The organism is Providencia sp. UF-183, assembly GCF_058246155.1.
This window is the reverse complement of record NZ_JBSICD010000007.1, coordinates 190,273-208,124: the sequence shown is the minus strand read 5'-3', so window position 1 is coordinate 208,124 and position 17,852 is coordinate 190,273. Positions and strand designations below refer to the sequence as shown.

Genomic DNA, 17,852 nt, shown 5'->3' with positions numbered 1-17,852 from the left:
TGCCGCTTTTTTATGGGTGAAATATGAGAATTCAAGGCGCTAAAGGTGGTAGTTCCAAACCTCGGACACCCGTAGAGCAAAAAGACAGTTTATTATCAGAATCTACTGCAAAAATATTGTTGGCGTTATCAGAGGGTGAAATCGCAGGTGGGCTTGATGATACACGTATTTTTCTTGATGATACGCCGATAGCGAATGCGGACGGCTCTAAAAATTTCGAAGGCGTAACATGGGAGTTTCGTGCCGGCACTGAACACCAAGAATATATTCAAGGTATCCCTTCTGTTGATAATGAGTTTAATGTCGGAATGGAACTTAAAGATGACCAACCGTACGTTAGAACTATCAATAACTTACAGTTATCAGCGCTACGTATTCGCTTGGCTGTTCCACAATTTATGCGGCAGCATGATAACGGAGACACAACCGGGTACCGTGTTGATTATGTGACAGAGCTTTCTACCGATGGTGCAGGTTATAAAGAAGCGGTTAAATCTGCATTTGATGGCAAAACAACCAGTGAATATCAACGCACTCATCGCATTGATTTACCCAAAGCAAATACCGGGTGGCAAGTTCGCGTTCGTCGCTTAACGAAAAATCAAAACAATGCACGAGTAGCAGATAGAGTTAACATTGCTGCGGTTGCTGAAGTGATTGATGCAAAATTACGTTACCCTCATACAGCGCTGTTATTTATCACTTTTAATGCTCGCCAATTTAATAACCGTATCCCTAAAATCAGTGTCCGTCCAAAAGGCGGGATGCTGGTCAAGGTGCCAACGAATTACGACCCAATTAACCGAACCTATTCAGGGGTATGGGATGGCACCTTTAAATTAGCTGCAACGAATAACCCAGCATGGGTGTTTTATGACTTAGTTTTAAACAACCGTTACGGTTGCGGTGACCGCATTAAAGCTTCACAAGTTGAAAAGTGGGACTTATATAAAATCGCACAGTATTGTGATGAGCTAGTCCCTGATGGGCGTGGTGGTGACGACAAAGAGCCTCGTTTCTTGTGTGATGTGTATATTCAATCGCAAGAATCAGCTTATCAAGTATTACGCGATATCGCGGCCATTTTCCGCGGCATGACGTTCTGGGCGGACAATAAAGTGAATGCTATCGCTGATATGCCAGCGACTATTTTCCGTACATTCACCAATGCGAATATCGTCGGTGGTAAGCCGTCATATTCAGGCGGTAGTATTCAGAATCGCTATACTCAGGCCTTGGTTTCTTTTACTAATATTGATAACCACAGCAATGATGATGTAGAGCCTATTGCAGACTTAAAGCTTCAGCGGCGCTATGGTGTTCGCAAATTAGAGCTATCGGCTATTGGGTGTACCCGTCGAAGTGAAGCTAATCGTCGTGGGCGCTGGGCATTATTAACCAATGCCAATGACCGTATGATTTCCTTTGCGACAGGCTTAGAGGGGGCAATACCTTCTCCTGGTCATATTATTGCTGTTGCTGATTTATCACTTGCGGGTCGAAATACGGGGGGCCGTATTTCATCAGTCGAAGGCCGTAAAATTACCCTCGACAGAACGACCTCAATTAAAGCGGGTGATCGCTTAATTGTGAATTTACCAAGCGGGGGCTCTGAGGGGCGAACGGTCACGACGGTGAATAAAAAAGCGGTGACGGTTTCTGTTGAATATTCACAAGTACCACAAAAAGAAGCCGTGTGGGTCGTGGACTCTGACGACTTAGCTGTCCAGTTATATCGGGTCATTAACATCAGCGACAATGGTGATAATACCTACACTATTAACGGTACCATTCATAACCCTGACAATTATGACCACATTGATTCAGGGGCGCGTATTGATGAACGGCCAATTACGGTTATCCCACCCAATGTGCAGCCAGCACCTAAAAACGTGCGTATTTCTTCCTATTCTCAAGTAGACCAAGGCATTGCATTTACAACGCTAAGGGTCGACTGGGAAGCCGCTGAGAGTGCGATTGCGTATGAAGCTGAATGGCGCCGTGATAATGGTAACTGGATAAATGCTCCACGTACGTCGACACTGGGTTTTGAGGTCAATGGTATTTATGTGGGCCGTTATCAAGTTCGCGTACGGGCGATTAATGCGTCTGAAATTTCCAGCGTGTGGGCCAGTGCGGAAGAAACTCAGCTCAACGGTAAAGAAGGCAATCCACCGAAGCCGCTTAACCTACGTGCGACCTCAGAGGTTTGGGGTATTACGTTGGATTGGGGCTTTGATGTAAATACCAGCGATTCTCTTAAAACAGAGCTACAGTATTCCACCGAAAACACCGCTGATTCTATGCAGCTGCTGGCAGATGTACCTTATCCCCTGAAATCTTATCGCATGTCTGGTCTTAAAGCGGGCGTACGGTTCTATTTTCGTGCAAGGCTGGTGGATAAAAGTGGTAACCAGTCAGAATGGACAGGGCTGGCGTTAGGTGAGTCTTCGGCAGATGTTGAAGGGATACTGACTGTTGCGGGTGAAAACTTCCTCAGCAATGAAGCTGGCCAGCGAATGGAATCTCGAATTGAGGATATTGAAGAAGAGCAAGTCAATATCAAACATGACATCGTTGATGTTGATAGCAAGACAATTGAACTTGATAACAAAGTTTTTCAACTCAATACGAACGTTGAAATTGTGGGTGAAGCTGTCCTGCAGAATGTGCAGTATACAACACGCGTAAACTTTAAGTTGAATGAGGAAGTTAAAGATCGTAAAGCGGAAATCTTTGAAATCAAGCAAGTGCAAGTTGCTGATAGAGAAGCCGCGGCACTTTGGCAGACTCAAACGAGCGCAACAATAGCCTCTAATACATCATCAATTTTAGAAGTTAAACAAGCGCAAGCCACGTATGAGAAAGCTTCAGCGGAAAAAATAGACCAAGTAACAGCAGAAGTTGATGCAGCCAAAGGGCGTATCACAACTGTTGAGAAAACTACTGCGACACTGGAGAAAGCACAGGCCGAGTTCAAGCAAACAACAATTGCAGAATTTGGCGATATTTACGGTGCGATCACCCGCATGGAAATTGCAAATACCAACAAGGAAATCGCACAAGCCGAAACCGCAATGCAGACTATTGCTAGCTTTAGCAAAATGACTGACCGTTTACGGACCTCTGAAGCCAGCGTTTTACGGAATGAAAAAGCGATTGCGACAGCTGACAAAGCGATAGCGGAAACGGGTGTTCAGCTTAAAGCGCATATTGATGATACTGCAGCAAATATCACTGAAATAAAAAAGGTTCAGGTTGAACAAGACAAGGCACTCGCCCAAACCCGAGAGCAGCTTACCGCTGATATTAAAGCGGGTGATGAACAACTGAAGGGGGATATTGATAAACAGGGGCGCGAGCTGTCGGATGTGAGTAGTGTTGTTGATTCTCAAAAAACGGCTATTGCTGATTTAGAAAAAACGGCAACAGAAACGCAAGAAAATCAACAGAGTATCTATGATGAAATGCAAGCTAACTTTGCACAAGTGCGCAAAACGCAAGCGGATCAGGAATCGTCACAGGCTGAGGCAATTTCTCAAACTACTGCTGAAGTCAGCAAGGCACGTAATGACAATCGTAAAATCAAAGCGCAGGTTCAGCGTAATGAAAAAACGATTGCAGATAACGAAAAGGCTCAGGCGGTATTAGAAGAAAAAGTCTCTGCGCAATATGACGAAACGGAAGCGGCATTTGTTCGCGTTACAGAGTCAATCGCTGAAAAAGACAAGGCTCAAACCCAGCACACAGAGCAAACCCGTGCGGAGTTACAGAAAAACATTGATGAGAAAGGCCAACAAATCGATGAACAAGGAAAGGTCATTGATAAGCAAGGTAAAGACCTTTCTGACGTCAGTTCAGCGGTGACTAAAAACACCAATGCGATAGCTGATACCAATAAAACCGTTGCAGAAAACGAGGAGAAAACAAGCAGTCGCTTTGAGGGTAACGAAGCTGATATTGCTCATATGCAGAAAACAGAAGCAGACAAAGAGTCTTCCCAAGCGGAAACGCTCTTACAGCTTGCTGTGCAAAATATGAAGCAAGGCAATGATGCAAGGGTAATTAAGGCTAGCATCATTGAGACCAATAAGTTGATTGCGACCAATGAAAAAGCCCATGCTGAAAAGTTCTTACAGCTAAATGCGCAGTATGAACAAAGCAATGCTCGCTTTACTCGTATTGAAAAAGCGATTTCAGATAATGAAAAAGCTCAGGCCAGCACTAACGAGACAATTCAATCTGAAATCAAGGATACCAAGGCGGCAATTGAACGACGCGCCGAGACCTCCGTTGACCATAAGGGAAATGCATCATCGGTATTTAGCATCAAATCAGCGGTTATGCTCAATGGTCAGTACTATGAAGCACAAATGATGATCGGTGCTACAGTCAAAAACGGCAAGGTGGTCACTCAAATTGGTTTCAGTGCGGATACGTTTGGTATTTTCAATCCAGCAAGTGGCAAGTTAGAGCCTGTTTTCTTTGTCGAAAACGGACAGGTGTTTATCAATGAAGCGTTTATCAACAAGGCCATAATTGAAAAAATTATTGTTGGGAGTGATTTACGCTCTAAAAACTATGATCCAGTTAAGCGGGTCGGCTCAAGGATAGATATGGTGAATGGGATAGTCGAAATTTACGGGTCTGATAATGCAGGTTCGATGATCCAAAAAAATAATGAAATCTCGATGTATGACAAAGATGGAAATTTGCAATTGTTCATTGGTAACTGGAAAGGGGGGAATTTTGGCGTATGACGTTTGTATGTTTAATAAGATTGGTTTGAAAAATCCCTATGGGCTTTCCGGTACACGGAGTTTTAATTATTTAAGGACTATCGATGTACCAAGATCCCCACTAGGAACATGGACTTATTCCCATGAAGTGACAATCACTGAAAAATCCCCCAATACCAATTTGATAGCGGTTCCGTTTCAAGCGACAAACGTATGGCGTGATGATAGGGATTGGTTTAACCATATCGTCATCGAAAACATAACGGTGTCAGGTAACAAAATAAATATAGGGTTGAGGACATCTTATTTTTATAAGAATGATTATCAGGGTTATACAGATCCAGCGGCTAGATTACATGTATTTGAAACGCATAATGAGGGGGCTCATTCAGGCTGGGGAGTTTATATTAGGGGGGCAACTGATTTTACTGCAATAACTAGCAATACCCAGCTCGGGTTTATTGTCTGGTCATTTAGCGGGGTGGTAACTAACGCGCTAACATTGCCCAGTAACCTACCTAACCGTAATTCTCAATTAGTTCTTGCATATTGGGATCATTCCAGCGCAGTCGTTGAGTATGACCATGTTACAAATCGAGTGACAACAAATGGCAATGTAGTCCAAATGGACATTATCATCATTCAGAGTGGGTTTACTCCACCTTTGAAAAGTGGTGATAAAGGTTTGTTTTTATTTAATAAACTCGGACAGCCAGTTATCACGAACCATTACCCACCAATCAAAGCTCCTGGTACTATTCATATAGGAAGAAATGAATCTAAAGTGTACGAAAGGCCACTAGTGCCGCTTGCGCGTTATGGTGTATTTTTCACAGGGTCAACGGGTAATGCTCGATGTTGGCATGGTGGGCTAAAAATGCAAGGTGGTCGAGTGAGCATTGCTAGAGGATCTTACTTTTTGAGTGGTACGCACAAAACAGGGTCTGGCAATGAGTTTTATTCTGAGTGCGACACCATAGTTTTAAATCGAGATGATTACTTTTAATTTCTAAAAAGTTATTAAATTACAACTAGGCCGCTTAATTGCGGTTTTTTTACGTCCAAATTTCGGAGAATCAATCCTATGTATAATATCGGTACCGTCAGCACCGCAGCCAATAGTCCAAAAATAACAGGGACAAGCACACGCTGGAAAGATAACAGCACACTAGTATCAGTCGGACAAATTGTGTTGATTGAAAATGGGGCAACTCTAATCATCAACTGCATTGATTCAATTGAAAGTAACACGGCTTTAACGCTGGGCTTTCCCGTGTCAGAAAAACTGACGAATGTTAAATATAGAATTCTAACAACAATGATTGACTCTATTTCTGACGGAGTTAATAAAGCGACAGCACAAGTCATTGCTAGCGAGATATTCACTGATATTTTCTCTGAGTTGATGACAGGTACAGGCACCCTTGAGTTTGAGCTGCCAAATGGCCAGAAAGTTAAATTACGCACTGAAAATGAAAAGGATAAGTTGCTAGATGGGAAGCTTGATAAAGCGGGTGGGGTATTGTCAGGGACATTGAATATACAGAGATTAGAATCAAATCGATTGAGCGGTGCAAATAAACAAGTTATGAGTTCAGGCGCAAGCGCAGTTTATGTTGGCAATCTCGATGATGTGAATGAGCTGAGGCTTCAGGTAGGCAAAGGGGGCAGGGTAGTTATTGATACCGGCGATACTTCAGCTATCGCTTTAAGAGCGGGTGATTTTGGCATTGGTAGTAAAGCTATTAACATTGATAGCGGTCTTGCTAATGATGTGCAGTTCACACCAAATTTATTAGATAGTAAAGCAAATGGCTTCTACGCATGGGGCGGCACGAAGTCTGCTCCAATTCCAAATCGGTACAACTTCATGACACTACAAAAATGGTCCACGACGGAAGGGGCGGGGATTGTGGGTGTAAGCTCGGCAGGTGATTTATTCACATACGGGATGATGAATTCGAACTGGACTCAGATAATAACAGCATACACAACAAAAAATACAACCAAAGACTCAAACGGAAACTTAAAAGCAGCATCCCCGATTGTGAAACTATTCTCTGATGACTTTGAGTTAAACGACGAATCTGAAGGTGTTGAAATGGAACACCTTGGTGTTGGCCATTACCGCATTAAAGGTGTTGTGGGCTTTAATGCGGATGGTGCATGGGGTATCAATAACGGCTTTGTTATTCCGCAAGACCATAATGGTAAAAACATGGTTCTCATTGATTACGAGGTGAGACCAGATGGCGATATTGAAATTTTTGTTTTCCACCAACAGAACGCAGATATGCCAGAACGTTTCCAGAACAAGCGCATTAAGCACTTTGATGAAGAAGGTGTGCCTGTTTACTTCGAAAACTACGAACCTTGTGACGTACCTGAATCGCGCTGGATAGACATGCGTGTCGAAATGCCACCTAACTCCATCTACAATAAAAAGCAAGCTGAAGCAGAGAGACTCGCTAAGATAGAAGCAGAACGATTAGCGCAAGAAGAAGCTAAACGTATTGCTGAAGAAGCGGAAAGGGCAGAGCAGGAAGCTGCGGAACAGGTAGAAAAACAATAAGCCGCAATTATGCGGCAATTAAGAACGATGCAAAGATAGCAAGCTACTCACTTCTACGTCGAGTAGTTTTGCTATTGACAGTAAATCGTCTACATACAGAGAGTTAATACCGTTTTCACATTGAATATATTCATCTTCGGAAATAGTCAGTGATCCAGCCATTTCATCTGTTGAAATATTTCTAGCTAACCGCACCGCTTTAATGAACTCGCCTACCGTTTTATTTGACATCACGCTTCCTTCCTGCTGATTTAATAGCTGCATTATTGATGTGCACTTTAAGAAAATCGAATATAGGCTCTCTTTTTTGTATTTTTACTTCTGATTTATCAACTACTTGTGTTAGCGAAAGTATAAATGTATTTACAGAAATATCCACGCTTTCAGTCTCTGTTTTATAGAAAACATAAATGCGTGATTGCTCAGTGTGGGATGGCTCTCTGTTTTCGTTGATGCAATTGAGTGCTAGTAAAATAAGCTGAGTTTTGTTCATAAATCCCCCGATTAAGTGTGGGGCGAATTTTAAACAGTTAGGCTAGAGCTGGATATCAATATTGGTCGGGTTTATATTGAAAATGAAACATCAAGGAGTTAATACCCTAAGAAGCGCGGTTATCTTCCTCAGGTTACACAGTCACAAACAATCATACGCCATCACACTATGTCAATCTAAATGTGTACATAGTGGTGTACATTATGACAATAAATTAAGTTTAATTTTTATTTATGATGTTGATATAAATTAATAAAATCTATTTTGAAATGATTCTTTTAGAAAATAACCATACGGCGGGCTTGTTTATCTTCCGTTTAGCGGCACTTGGCATGGTAATGTTTGGCGCCTTGGCTGAAATGCCATTTATATGGAAGCTAGCTGACTTGTCTATGGGATTAATGGCTGTGACGAACCTTATTGCAATACTTTTATTATCGGGGATCGCATTCAAATTAGCCAAAGATTACAACCAACAATTAGCGGCAGGAAAAGTTCCCACATTTGATATTAACCAACACCCTGAATTGAAAAAACAATTTGAAGAAGGGATTTGGGAAAAAGAGCAAGTTGAGAAATGGGTTGAAAAAGAAAGCTCCCGGTAATCAAAAAAATATTTAATCATAAAATTCTTAGGTTAATACCTAGGAATTTTTTTATGTTGAAAGAAAAGTACTTGCATTCCAATGTATTGAGCTATAAGGTTTTTTAAAAGAATAATAGTATTGCTTATTAGGTGTATTTTTGAAATTAACTGGCAGAGAAAATAATGAAACTAGGTCAATACGCTGCGACACTGTATGGGGTGATTTCTATCCTATTGTGGAGCACTATGGTTGGGCTGATCCGTAGTGTTAGTGAGAATTTCGGTCCTGTAGGCGGTGCTGCATTAGTGTATACCATTGGTTCAATTGTTTTAGTTTTAGCAATGGGCCTTCCAAAGATAAAACAATACCCTAAACGCTATTTGTTATGGGGAACACTGCTGTTCGTCAGTTATGAAATCTGTTTTGTACTTGCACTCGGTTTGGCCAATAATCGTCAGCAAGCGATTGAGCTTGGAATGGTGAATTATTTATGGCCAAGTTTTACTATCGCTTTAGCCGTATTTTTTAATCGTCAGCGTTTTACCGTATTACTTGCTATAGGGTTAATTCTTGCATTTATGGGGCTTGTCTGGGTTATTTCAGGCGACCAGCCACTTTCTACTGACTCTATTTTAGCCAATATTCAAAGTAACCCACTTTGTTATTTTCTCGCCTTTATCGGCGCAATTTTTTGGTCATTTTATAGCAATGTAACGAAACGAATCTCTGGTGGGCACAATGGAATGGTGCTCTTTTTTATTATGACGGCAATAGGGTTGTGGATTCTCTATTTATTTAGTGCGCCTAGTGAATTTAACATTACGCCAAATAGCCTGACGTTATTACTTATTGCGGCTATTGCGACGGGAGGGGCGAATGCCTTGTGGACGTTTGCGGTCATCAAAGGCAATGTTGCTTTTTTGGGCACGCTATCCTATTTCACCCCTGTTATTTCAACGGCATTCGCTTCCGTTTTATTAAGCACAGCATTAACGTTGGGCTTCTGGCAAGGCGTCTTGATGGTTACTGTCGGTTCAATTATTTGTTTTCTTGCAACCAGACAAAAACAGGTTAGATAGTGTGTGAAAACAGCTCACGTACATGGGCTGTTTTCTGGTTGACTGACGAATTACACATTAACAAACTTATTAATGGCGATAGCGACACCATCTTCTTCATTTGTACGGGTGACAAATTTCGCCATCTTACGTATAGGCTCTACCGCATTTCCCATCGCGACAGAAACACTGGCATATTGCAGCATTTGGATATCATTATTTTGGTCGCCAATGCTCATGACTTTATCAGGAGTCAGACCTAATTTTTCACAGATAATCTGAAGTGCCGCACCTTTATTGGCTGCCTTATTGGATACTTCAAGAAAATAAGGGCTGGTTCTGGTTAAGGCATAGTTGTCGAAAACATTTTCAGGAATATAACTGATACCCGTTTCCAATGTTTCAGGGTGGTCAATCATCATAAATTTTGTGAATGCGAGAGAATTGTCCATTTCATTGACAGGGCAGTATACCAGCGGCGTATTGGTGAGATAAGCATCCATTACGGTGTAGTGGCTAATATGACGATTAGCGGTAAACATCGTGTTATCTGCAAGGGCATGCATGTGAATTCCCACATTCCGAGCTAATTCTTCAAAATACTGAAAATCATCAAAATCTAACGGCACTTCTACTAAATGACTGCCATCGCTTGCTTGGTGGATAACACTGCCATTGTTACTAATACAATAATTATTAGCAGTATCGAGACCTAACTCTTTTAGGTAAGGAGCAATCCCTGAAAAAGGGCGCCCTGATGCGAGTACGACATAAACCCCTTTTTGACTGGCTTGTATGACGGCATCTTTAACAGCTGGGGATATTTGATGTTGGGGATTGAGTAATGTGCCATCTAAATCAATAGCAACCAGTTTGATAGACATCCACTGCCTCCTGAAATTAATACATTACCACAGTACCTTACTCTAATTATTCGGAATGTAAATTATCTAAGTGAGTATAAATAAAGAGGTGAAGGATAAAAAATGGCCTTGAACAGCGCGTAATTTCAGCGACTGTTCAAAAATATTAAGGATGATGATGGGTTGAAATGACAATGTGTTAGAACATTAATTAAAAAATTCAAGGTATTAATGTGATTAACACATCTTCACTCATACTCTCGGGTTAAATGTAGCGGCTCTTTGACATCAAGCTGAATTTGGTCATTTTGCCTAAAATCGAATGGCGTAATGCCATACTCCTTACGGAACATATAGGTAAAGTGAGATTGAGAACCAAAACCAAAATCGAGGGCAATGTCGAAGATAGTTTGGTTACTATTGCGTAATAAATTAACGGCGCCAGCTAAACGGCGCTGGCGAATGTATTTTCCCAAGGAAATCCCAGTGACTTCTTTGAATATTTTTTGCATATGCCAAAGTGAGTAGCCTGAGTAGGCTGCGAGCTCTTCCAGATGTATGACTCGACCCAGATGTTCTTCTATCCATTTACTCAACGCATAGACAAGTGCTAAGTGGTTATCTTGTGGCATCTCAAATTATTTCTTGTTTTACGGTAGCTGAAGTATACACAACTTCATTTCCCCATGACAAAGGCTGGTTGTGCGATATTCACTGTTTTTTGAATAAAAAAAGCACAAACAGAATAAGTTAACGAAGGATAGCGCTTAAAATAAGCTCAATTATTGTAAAGGTGAGCCAATTGCTTATTTTCCTCAAATTTCACGTAAATGATTGGCGTACTATTCACTATTCGAAAATTTACCTGTAATGCAATTAAAATGCACGGTCATAAAATGACAGGGCATAAGTATTGTAATCATTTGAAAAATAAAAATCATCTTTGTTATTTTGAAGGAATGCCAGGTGTTAGGTCGTATCATTGTTATCACAATTAGCGTTTTACTTGTTTGCCTGTTTCTGTACTTGCTTGCTATGGATAGTGTTTGCGATCAGGGAGGTGATAATTTTATTTTTGGAATTTGCCGTGTAACCGACTTGTTACCATTTTGAATTTGCTTTTTAATGCACAATACTTGATATTGAAGCGCGATAATAATTATTCAGTATCAATGCGTAATGTACGAATAAATAAAAGCAACAAATAAAAAATGCCCTTGGGCATTTAAAATGCAAAAACAGCATCATAAGAATGTGGTTTTAATAAGAAAATTCAAATAAACTTGTCCGATTATTATAATTTTGGACGATAAAAAGCAAGTAATAGGACGAAAGGGTAAAGTTATGGCGCAAGAGCAGCAAATGCTAAAGCGGGGATTGAAAAATAGGCATATCCAGTTGATTGCATTGGGGGGCGCTGTTGGTACAGGTTTGTTCCTCGGGATTGCAACAACGATACAAATGGCAGGGCCATCTGTTCTGTTAGGTTATGCATTGTGTGGCGTTATCGCCTTTCTGATTATGCGTCAATTGGGCGAGATGATTGTACAAGAGCCTGTTGCGGGTTCTTTTAGTCATTTTGCTTTTAAATACTGGGGTGGTTTTGCAGGCTTTTTATCGGGCTGGAACTACTGGTTTATGTTTATCCTTGTCGGCATGACAGAATTAACTGCCGCTGGGAAATACATGCAGCATTGGTGGCCAGAGCTACCAATTTGGGTATCCGCAGTCATATTTTTTATCGCTGTGAATGCAGTAAACTTGATTAATGTTCGTTCTTACGGTGAAACTGAATTCTGGTTTGCATTAATTAAAGTGATTGCCGTTGTCGGTATGATCATCTTTGGTTGTTACCTCCTGCTAAGTGGTCATGGTGGGCCACAGGCTAAAGTCAGTAACTTGTGGGAATATGGTGGCTTTTTTGCGAAGGACTTCCATGGCCTTCTGATGGCGCTGGCCATTATCATGTTCTCGTTTGGTGGTTTAGAGCTGGTGGGGATCACGGCGGCTGAAGCGGAAGATCCTGAAAAAAGCATTCCAAAAGCCATCAACCAAGTCGTTTACCGTATTCTCATTTTCTATATCGGTTCACTTGCTGTCTTGTTGGCGCTTTACCCGTGGGTTGATCTCGACGGCAAAACAAGCCCATTTGTCTTGATTTTCCATGAATTAGGCGATTTGCTGGTTGCGAACACCTTAAACTTTGTGATTTTGGTTGCGGCACTTTCTGTCTATAACAGTGGCGCTTACGCAACAAGCCGCATGTTATTTGGCTTGGCACAACAAAATAACGCACCAAAGTTTTTATCCAAAGTGAATAAAGGTGGCGTGCCAATCATGGCATTGCTGGTTTCAGGTATTGCAACATCAGGCGGGATACTGATTAGCTTTGTGATGGAAGGAAAGGCATTTGAATTATTAATGTCTTTAGTCGTCACCACATTAGTATTGAACTGGATTATGATTTGCGTTTCAAACTTGAAATTCAGAGCGGCAATGAATAAACAAGGTGTAGCAACCAAGTTTAAGAGTATCTGGTATCCATTTGGTAACTACCTGTGCTTAGCTTTCTTATTGTTAATTCTGGGGATTATTTTAACGATGGACGGGTTACGCGTTTCTGTTCTGATGATCCCGGTATGGATTGGTGTGCTGTGGATTGGCTATCAATTCTCTGGTGCGAAGAAGCAAGATGTCGCGAAACGCCAACAAAGCTAGAATTAAACGTTAAAAAAAGGCCAGTAGATAAAATCTCTGGCCTTTTTTGTATCACAGGGTTTTTACCACTGCCAACGTAACCAGGCAAACAGCACGTTTCCGTTATTGTAGGTTCCAGGGATATATGTTGCTTGAAGTGAAAGCCTATCATATTCGACCGAAACTAAAGGAAGTGGCGCAGGGATTGGAATGTAGTACATGTCTTTACGTGCAGTGACACTCAATGTGAAACCCGCTCCCATTCGAAAACCATCAAGGTCCCCGGGGATCCACATTTTTTGGTAGGCATAACCGCCAATTGGCTCCCAATCGTTATGTGAATCTTTGAATGCCATCGCATAAATTGCGTGCCAGTCATTATCTTCATCATAACGGTATTTGCCAAAGCCAATCCCCCAAGGGCGCTCATTGTACTCATCCGTTTTCTTTTTGTCGTACATTGCACGGTTGTGCCATGTGACAGCTGGAACATACAACTCGTACTGATCGGAATCCCAAGTGGAACTCACATTTCCTTTGAAGGTGTCCCAAAGATTGGTTGATTGGTCTTGTGCAAGTGCAGGTGTTGACATGCTAAGGGAAGCGCCCAGTAATATTGAGGCACCGATGACCCATTGTCTCTTTTTATAAACTCTCATTGAAGATCCAGTTCTTTATCGCTGATATAAATGATAATTAGCTCGCTAATGATTATCAGATTAGCATTTTTATAATAATTATGAGCTGAATTATTTTAATTAAGATACGCCAAAGATGACAGTATTTATTCGATAGTTAAGAGGAATAATTAAATAAGACTGTCATAACAGATTTTATACAGGTAAAAAATGTTCAAATTACAATTATTGATAGAGGCTATTTTAGCCTAGTTTCACGTCATTTTGGCGTATAACTTTCCTAAAAAATTTAATGGGGTGATTTAACGCTATTTTTTGTGCCGCACAGAGCAGTTTTTATGCGTGAATTACATCAGTAATTCATAAGGGAAAATGATTTTTAACACATTTTTTGTGTTGCTAATGAATTGTAATTTCAAGATTTTACGTAATTATTAGTAATAATATTGACTAGGTAGACATTTATGAGAAAAACCCTGCAAACAATACAGAAAAGTATGACGGGCATCAAATAACGAAGACGCACAATGGGATGAAATGAGCTTATAGACGGCGTATTGACCGCCAAAGGTGTGCTACAGCACCCAGAAAATAAGGAATCTCCTATGATGAAGCGCCAAGAACCTTTAACCGATTATCAAGCCAAATGTTTGGCCATCGCCACGGATAAATTATTATCTCCCAGACAAAAAGCAAATTTTTTAGCCATCGAGGCAGAAAGCCACATCCCTTATCTATCAATGAGTGAACCTTTAGCTGAAGCGCTAGATGAGCGCGTTATTTGCGACATGTATGAAGGGAATGCGCCATATAAGCCACGCTATGTATTACCTGATTACGCGAAGTTTCTTAAACAGGGGTCAACTTACTTAGAATTGGCGCCTGCGGAAGATTTTGACGATGCACTGAATCATTTGATGATTATTTACAATCATGTCCCTTCCGTCACAGGTTTCCCCGTTTTCCTTGGGTATCTCGATAAAATCTTAATGCCTTATGTGGGCGAATTTACGGAGGAACAGCTTTATCCGAAGTTAAAACGTTTCTGGGTGATGTTAGACCGTACTTTACCTGATGCGTTTATGCACGCCAACATTGGGCCTGATGATAATATCATTTGCCGCCTGATCTTGCGTATTGATGCAGAATTGAAGCAGGTTGCTCCAAACCTAACATTTGTTTATCACCCACAAAGAACGCCTGAGTCGCTTTTCTTACAAGCTATCGAAAATATATGCGAATGCAGTAAGCCGCATATCGCCAATGACCTTGTGCACAGTGCTGCATTTGATGAGCAGGGGTATGGTATTGTGAGTTGCTATAATTCCTTGCCTGTGGCGGGTGGTGGTAGCACATTGGTGCGGATCAATTTACGTGAAGTGGCTTTACGCAGCCAAAACTCAGATGACTTCCTGCAAAATCAACTGAAAAAGTATTGTGATTTACAAATGGAGCTTATTGAAACGCGCAGCGCGTTTTTATTTGAAGAGTCTAACTTCTTTCAAACCAGCTTCCTTGTACATGAAGGGTTGATTGAGCCACAGCGTTTTGCGCCAATGTTTGGTATTTTTGGTTTAGCAGAAGCTGTCAATCTGTTAATGGAAAAAGATGGGGTGAAAGGCCACTATGAACCGAACTCCCCAGCCTTGCCGTTATCTTATCAAATCAGTGAACAACTGGCGGATTATGTTGAAGCAACCCCTGTTAAATATGGTTATAAACAGCGGGCGATGTTACATGCCCAGTCAGGGATCAGTTCAGATATTGGCACTACACCAGGGGCTCGTCTGCCTTATGGGGAAGAGCCAGACCCCGTTTCACATATTCAAGCTGTCGCACCGCATCATAAACACTACTTATCTGGGATCAGCGACATCTTAACCATCGATGAAACCATTAAGCAAAACCCGCAAGCGCTTTTGCAACTGTGTAAAGGGGCATTTAGCTGTGGGATGCGTGAATTTACCGCAAATGTGGCCAGCAACGATTTAGTGCGTGTCACGGGGTACATGGTGCGTTTATCCGATATTGAAAAATTCAAGGCGGAAGGGTCGAGAAGTAATACCACGTGGTTAGGGGAAGAAGCGACAAAAAATTGCAAAATTACCGCACGGCAACAACGAGTGATTAGCCATGAGCAATCGATGCGCTACGCTGAATAAAATTATTCCGTTCTCTTGCGTTGATGGGCCGGGGAACCGGCACGTGATTTTCTTGCAAGGCTGCAATTTGCGTTGCTTGAATTGCCATAACCCATACACCATGGCGTTGTGCGATGACTGTGGGGACTGTGTGGTTACCTGTCCTCACGGGGGGCTATCTATGGTGGATGGCAAAGTCATTTGGGACACTGTGGCTTGCCAGCTTTGTGATACGTGCCTGCAAACCTGTACAAAAAACTCAAGCCCTATGACAACGTCGCTGAGTGTGAGCGAGGCCATCAGTAGCTTGAATAAAAACGTGATGTTTTTAAATGGCGTGACGATAAGCGGTGGGGAAGCGACAACTCAGCTTCCCTTTATTGTTGATTTGTTTAAAGCCATTAAAGCATCATCCACACTGAATCATTTAACGTGTTTTATTGATAGTAACGGTCACCTTGCAAAAGCGGGGTGGGCGCGGGTGATAGATTACACTGATGGCGTAATGATTGATTTAAAGGCCTGGAGCGATGAATGCGCATTACGGTTAACGGGGAAAGATAACCAGCGTGTTTTTGAAACAATTCAATTATTAGCAAATGCAGGGAAATTATACGAATTGCGCTTATTGTATATTCCACAGCAAACTGACTATCACGATCATATTGATGCGCTGGCAGAATTCCTCACTTCATTGCCATCGGCAACACGAATAAAAATTAACGCATTTCAGCAGCATGGCGTTAAAAATGACGCGGCAAATTGGCCAGCCGCCACTCAAACTGACGTAGAGGCATTTGCGGCTCAGTTGCGTGAGCGTGGTGTTGATAATATTCATTTACCCAATGTGTATTTATAAGACAAGTTAACCCTTTCAATAGAAAATGACGGTTTTAATTCACTAAGTCATTAAAATTCATTCAGTAACCGCTGGTATTTGTTAAATGTTATGAGACAATCGAAGCGGTTTTATTGTTTGGTTTAAAGTCTATTTTAAACGGATGATATTGACGTATTTTCTAATCAAAAAGGGGTGCCACTCATGCGGATCAACGCGTTAACCATTGCCGGAACAGACCCATCAGGTGGGGCGGGTGTCCAAGCGGACTTAAAAACTTTTTCGGCGCTTGGGGCTTATGGAACCAGCGTGATGACAGCATTGGTGGCGCAAAATACCCGTGGCGTGCAATCTGTTCAGGATTTACCTGCACAGTTCGTGGCAGCGCAGCTGGACTCGGTTCTCAGTGATGTGCGCATTGATAGCGCGAAAATAGGCATGTTATTTAACCAAGCCAATGTCGAGGTTGTGGCGAACGCATTGAAACAGTACCCGATCCCGTTTGTTGTATTAGATACAGTGATGGTTGCAAAAAGTGGCGATCCTTTATTGTTACCTGATGCGGTTGATGCATTGCGTCAGCAATTATTACCGCTAGTTTCATTAATCACCCCAAATTTACCGGAAGCGGCGGCATTGTTAGATGAGAACATGGCGCAAACAGAAGGTGAAATGTTAGCTCAAGGCTATAAACTCCTAGAAAAGGGCTGCCAAGCGGTTCTGATGAAAGGGGGGCACTTAACGGATGCACAAAGCCCTGACTGGCTCATAACACCACAAGGGGAATGGCGCTTTACCTCTGTGCGCATTAACACGAAAAATACACACGGTACGGGGTGCACGTTGTCTGCGGCATTAGCGGCATTACGCCCTCGCCATCTTGACTGGCAATCGACTGTGAGTGAGGCAAAAGCCTATTTACAAGCGGCATTAGAACAAGCGGACAGTTTGGAAGTGGGACAAGGTATTGGGCCTGTTCATCACTTTCATGCATGGTGGTAACGAATTTATAGGCGTAGCATTATTGAAAATCATCAATAATGTTACGTTAGCTGTCTTAATTCATTGAAAGTAAAGTAGATAGAGGGAATTTAGATAAAAGAAATGGCTAGCTCAAGGGAGATTGAGCCAGCCAAGGAGGTGGTTCCTAGTCTTATTTTATGACTTTCTAGTTCTTCGTTTTCGATAGTGACTATACGATATTGAATAACCAATTGATGTGATCT

At 41.7% G+C, this 17,852-nt stretch carries 14 protein-coding genes and 1 pseudogene; 10 read left to right on the top strand and 5 right to left on the bottom strand.

Going from position 1 to position 17,852, the window contains the following annotated elements; all coding sequences use genetic code 11:
* Positions 1–23 precede the first annotated feature (23 nt).
* The 3 genes from AC4IFT_RS09140 (at position 24) to AC4IFT_RS09130 (ending at position 7,311) form a co-directional block, all read left to right on the top strand.
* The gene (locus tag AC4IFT_RS09140) at positions 24–4,760 is read left to right on the top strand and encodes a TipJ family phage tail tip protein (protein ID WP_490751150.1); all 4,737 of its coding nucleotides are present in this window, start codon (positions 24–26) and stop codon (positions 4,758–4,760) included.
* Entirely contained in the window at positions 4,750–5,745 is a 996-nt protein-coding gene (locus tag AC4IFT_RS09135; RefSeq protein WP_490751149.1) for a DUF6453 family protein, read from the top strand. The genes AC4IFT_RS09140 and AC4IFT_RS09135 overlap by 11 nt, the downstream gene beginning before the upstream one ends.
* A gap of 78 nt (positions 5,746–5,823) precedes the next feature.
* Positions 5,824–7,311 (top strand): phage tail fiber protein, encoded by a 1,488-nt coding sequence (locus tag AC4IFT_RS09130; protein WP_490751148.1) that lies wholly within the window; start codon positions 5,824–5,826, stop codon positions 7,309–7,311.
* 18 nt (positions 7,312–7,329) lie between these two features.
* On the opposite strand, the gene AC4IFT_RS09125 is transcribed toward AC4IFT_RS09130, so the two are convergent.
* Together AC4IFT_RS09125 and AC4IFT_RS09120 are read right to left on the bottom strand one after the other, a co-directional pair.
* Complete coding sequence (locus AC4IFT_RS09125; protein ID WP_490751147.1) at positions 7,330–7,542, bottom strand: helix-turn-helix domain-containing protein; 213 nt, start codon at positions 7,540–7,542, stop codon at positions 7,330–7,332.
* Positions 7,532–7,804: a hypothetical protein gene (locus AC4IFT_RS09120; RefSeq protein ID WP_490751146.1), complete on the bottom strand. Its 273-nt coding sequence runs from the start codon at positions 7,802–7,804 to the stop codon at positions 7,532–7,534. The genes AC4IFT_RS09125 and AC4IFT_RS09120 overlap by 11 nt, the downstream gene beginning before the upstream one ends.
* 269 nt (positions 7,805–8,073) lie before the next feature.
* Here AC4IFT_RS09120 and AC4IFT_RS09115 point away from each other — a divergent pair.
* A pseudogene (locus AC4IFT_RS09115) lies at positions 8,074–8,409 on the top strand (alanine:cation symporter family protein); the annotation flags it as partial.
* A gap of 164 nt (positions 8,410–8,573) precedes the next feature.
* Positions 8,574–9,470: an aromatic amino acid DMT transporter YddG gene (gene yddG / locus AC4IFT_RS09110; protein ID WP_490730991.1), complete on the top strand. Its 897-nt coding sequence runs from the start codon at positions 8,574–8,576 to the stop codon at positions 9,468–9,470.
* A 50-nt stretch (positions 9,471–9,520) separates the two neighbouring features.
* On the opposite strand, the gene yidA is transcribed toward yddG, so the two are convergent.
* Complete coding sequence (yidA, locus tag AC4IFT_RS09105; RefSeq protein ID WP_490751145.1) at positions 9,521–10,333, bottom strand: sugar-phosphatase; 813 nt, start codon at positions 10,331–10,333, stop codon at positions 9,521–9,523.
* Positions 10,334–10,560: 227 nt separating this feature from the next.
* The gene (locus tag AC4IFT_RS09100) at positions 10,561–10,944 is read right to left on the bottom strand and encodes a helix-turn-helix domain-containing protein (protein ID WP_490730987.1); all 384 of its coding nucleotides are present in this window, start codon (positions 10,942–10,944) and stop codon (positions 10,561–10,563) included.
* 346 nt (positions 10,945–11,290) lie between these two features.
* Between AC4IFT_RS09100 and mgrB the strand changes: the two genes are divergently transcribed.
* Both mgrB and AC4IFT_RS09090 read left to right on the top strand, forming a co-directional pair.
* Complete coding sequence (mgrB, locus tag AC4IFT_RS09095; RefSeq protein WP_490731485.1) at positions 11,291–11,425, top strand: PhoP/PhoQ regulatory lipoprotein MgrB; 135 nt, start codon at positions 11,291–11,293, stop codon at positions 11,423–11,425.
* 231 nt (positions 11,426–11,656) lie between these two features.
* A complete protein-coding gene (locus AC4IFT_RS09090; protein ID WP_206086483.1) occupies positions 11,657–13,030 on the top strand; it encodes an amino acid permease in 1,374 nt (457 codons plus the stop codon).
* Positions 13,031–13,092: 62 nt separating this feature from the next.
* On the opposite strand, the gene pagP is transcribed toward AC4IFT_RS09090, so the two are convergent.
* The gene (pagP, locus tag AC4IFT_RS09085) at positions 13,093–13,668 is read right to left on the bottom strand and encodes a lipid IV(A) palmitoyltransferase PagP (protein WP_490730985.1); all 576 of its coding nucleotides are present in this window, start codon (positions 13,666–13,668) and stop codon (positions 13,093–13,095) included.
* 584 nt (positions 13,669–14,252) lie between these two features.
* Between pagP and AC4IFT_RS09080 the strand changes: the two genes are divergently transcribed.
* The 3 genes from AC4IFT_RS09080 to thiD all read left to right on the top strand — a co-directional run bounded on the left by AC4IFT_RS09080 (position 14,253) and on the right by thiD (position 17,628).
* A complete protein-coding gene (locus AC4IFT_RS09080) occupies positions 14,253–15,809 on the top strand; it encodes a YjjI family glycine radical enzyme (protein ID WP_490730983.1) in 1,557 nt (518 codons plus the stop codon).
* Complete coding sequence (locus AC4IFT_RS09075) at positions 15,781–16,647, top strand: YjjW family glycine radical enzyme activase (RefSeq protein ID WP_490751144.1); 867 nt, start codon at positions 15,781–15,783, stop codon at positions 16,645–16,647. The genes AC4IFT_RS09080 and AC4IFT_RS09075 overlap by 29 nt, the downstream gene beginning before the upstream one ends.
* Positions 16,648–16,830: 183 nt before the next feature.
* Positions 16,831–17,628 carry a bifunctional hydroxymethylpyrimidine kinase/phosphomethylpyrimidine kinase gene (gene thiD / locus AC4IFT_RS09070; RefSeq protein WP_490730979.1) on the top strand — a complete coding sequence of 266 codons (798 nt, stop codon included), beginning with the start codon at positions 16,831–16,833 and terminating at the stop codon, positions 17,626–17,628.
* The last annotated feature ends 224 nt before the right edge of the window (positions 17,629–17,852 follow it).

What these genes read in the sequence shown, in the direction of transcription:
- AC4IFT_RS09140 (WP_490751150.1), top strand. Translation starts at nt 24, where the DNA reads ATGAGAATTCAAGGCGCTAAAGGTGGTAGTTCCAAACCTCGGACACCC.
- AC4IFT_RS09130 (WP_490751148.1), top strand. Translation starts at nt 5,824, where the DNA reads ATGTATAATATCGGTACCGTCAGCACCGCAGCCAATAGTCCAAAAATA.
- AC4IFT_RS09125 (WP_490751147.1), bottom strand. Translation starts at nt 7,542, where the DNA reads ATGTCAAATAAAACGGTAGGCGAGTTCATTAAAGCGGTGCGGTTAGCT.
- AC4IFT_RS09120 (WP_490751146.1), bottom strand. Translation starts at nt 7,804, where the DNA reads ATGAACAAAACTCAGCTTATTTTACTAGCACTCAATTGCATCAACGAA.
- yddG (WP_490730991.1), top strand. Translation starts at nt 8,574, where the DNA reads ATGAAACTAGGTCAATACGCTGCGACACTGTATGGGGTGATTTCTATC.
- yidA (WP_490751145.1), bottom strand. Translation starts at nt 10,333, where the DNA reads ATGTCTATCAAACTGGTTGCTATTGATTTAGATGGCACATTACTCAAT.
- AC4IFT_RS09100 (WP_490730987.1), bottom strand. Translation starts at nt 10,944, where the DNA reads ATGCCACAAGATAACCACTTAGCACTTGTCTATGCGTTGAGTAAATGG.
- AC4IFT_RS09090 (WP_206086483.1), top strand. Translation starts at nt 11,657, where the DNA reads ATGGCGCAAGAGCAGCAAATGCTAAAGCGGGGATTGAAAAATAGGCAT.
- pagP (WP_490730985.1), bottom strand. Translation starts at nt 13,668, where the DNA reads ATGAGAGTTTATAAAAAGAGACAATGGGTCATCGGTGCCTCAATATTA.
- AC4IFT_RS09080 (WP_490730983.1), top strand. Translation starts at nt 14,253, where the DNA reads ATGATGAAGCGCCAAGAACCTTTAACCGATTATCAAGCCAAATGTTTG.
- AC4IFT_RS09075 (WP_490751144.1), top strand. Translation starts at nt 15,781, where the DNA reads ATGAGCAATCGATGCGCTACGCTGAATAAAATTATTCCGTTCTCTTGC.
- thiD (WP_490730979.1), top strand. Translation starts at nt 16,831, where the DNA reads ATGCGGATCAACGCGTTAACCATTGCCGGAACAGACCCATCAGGTGGG.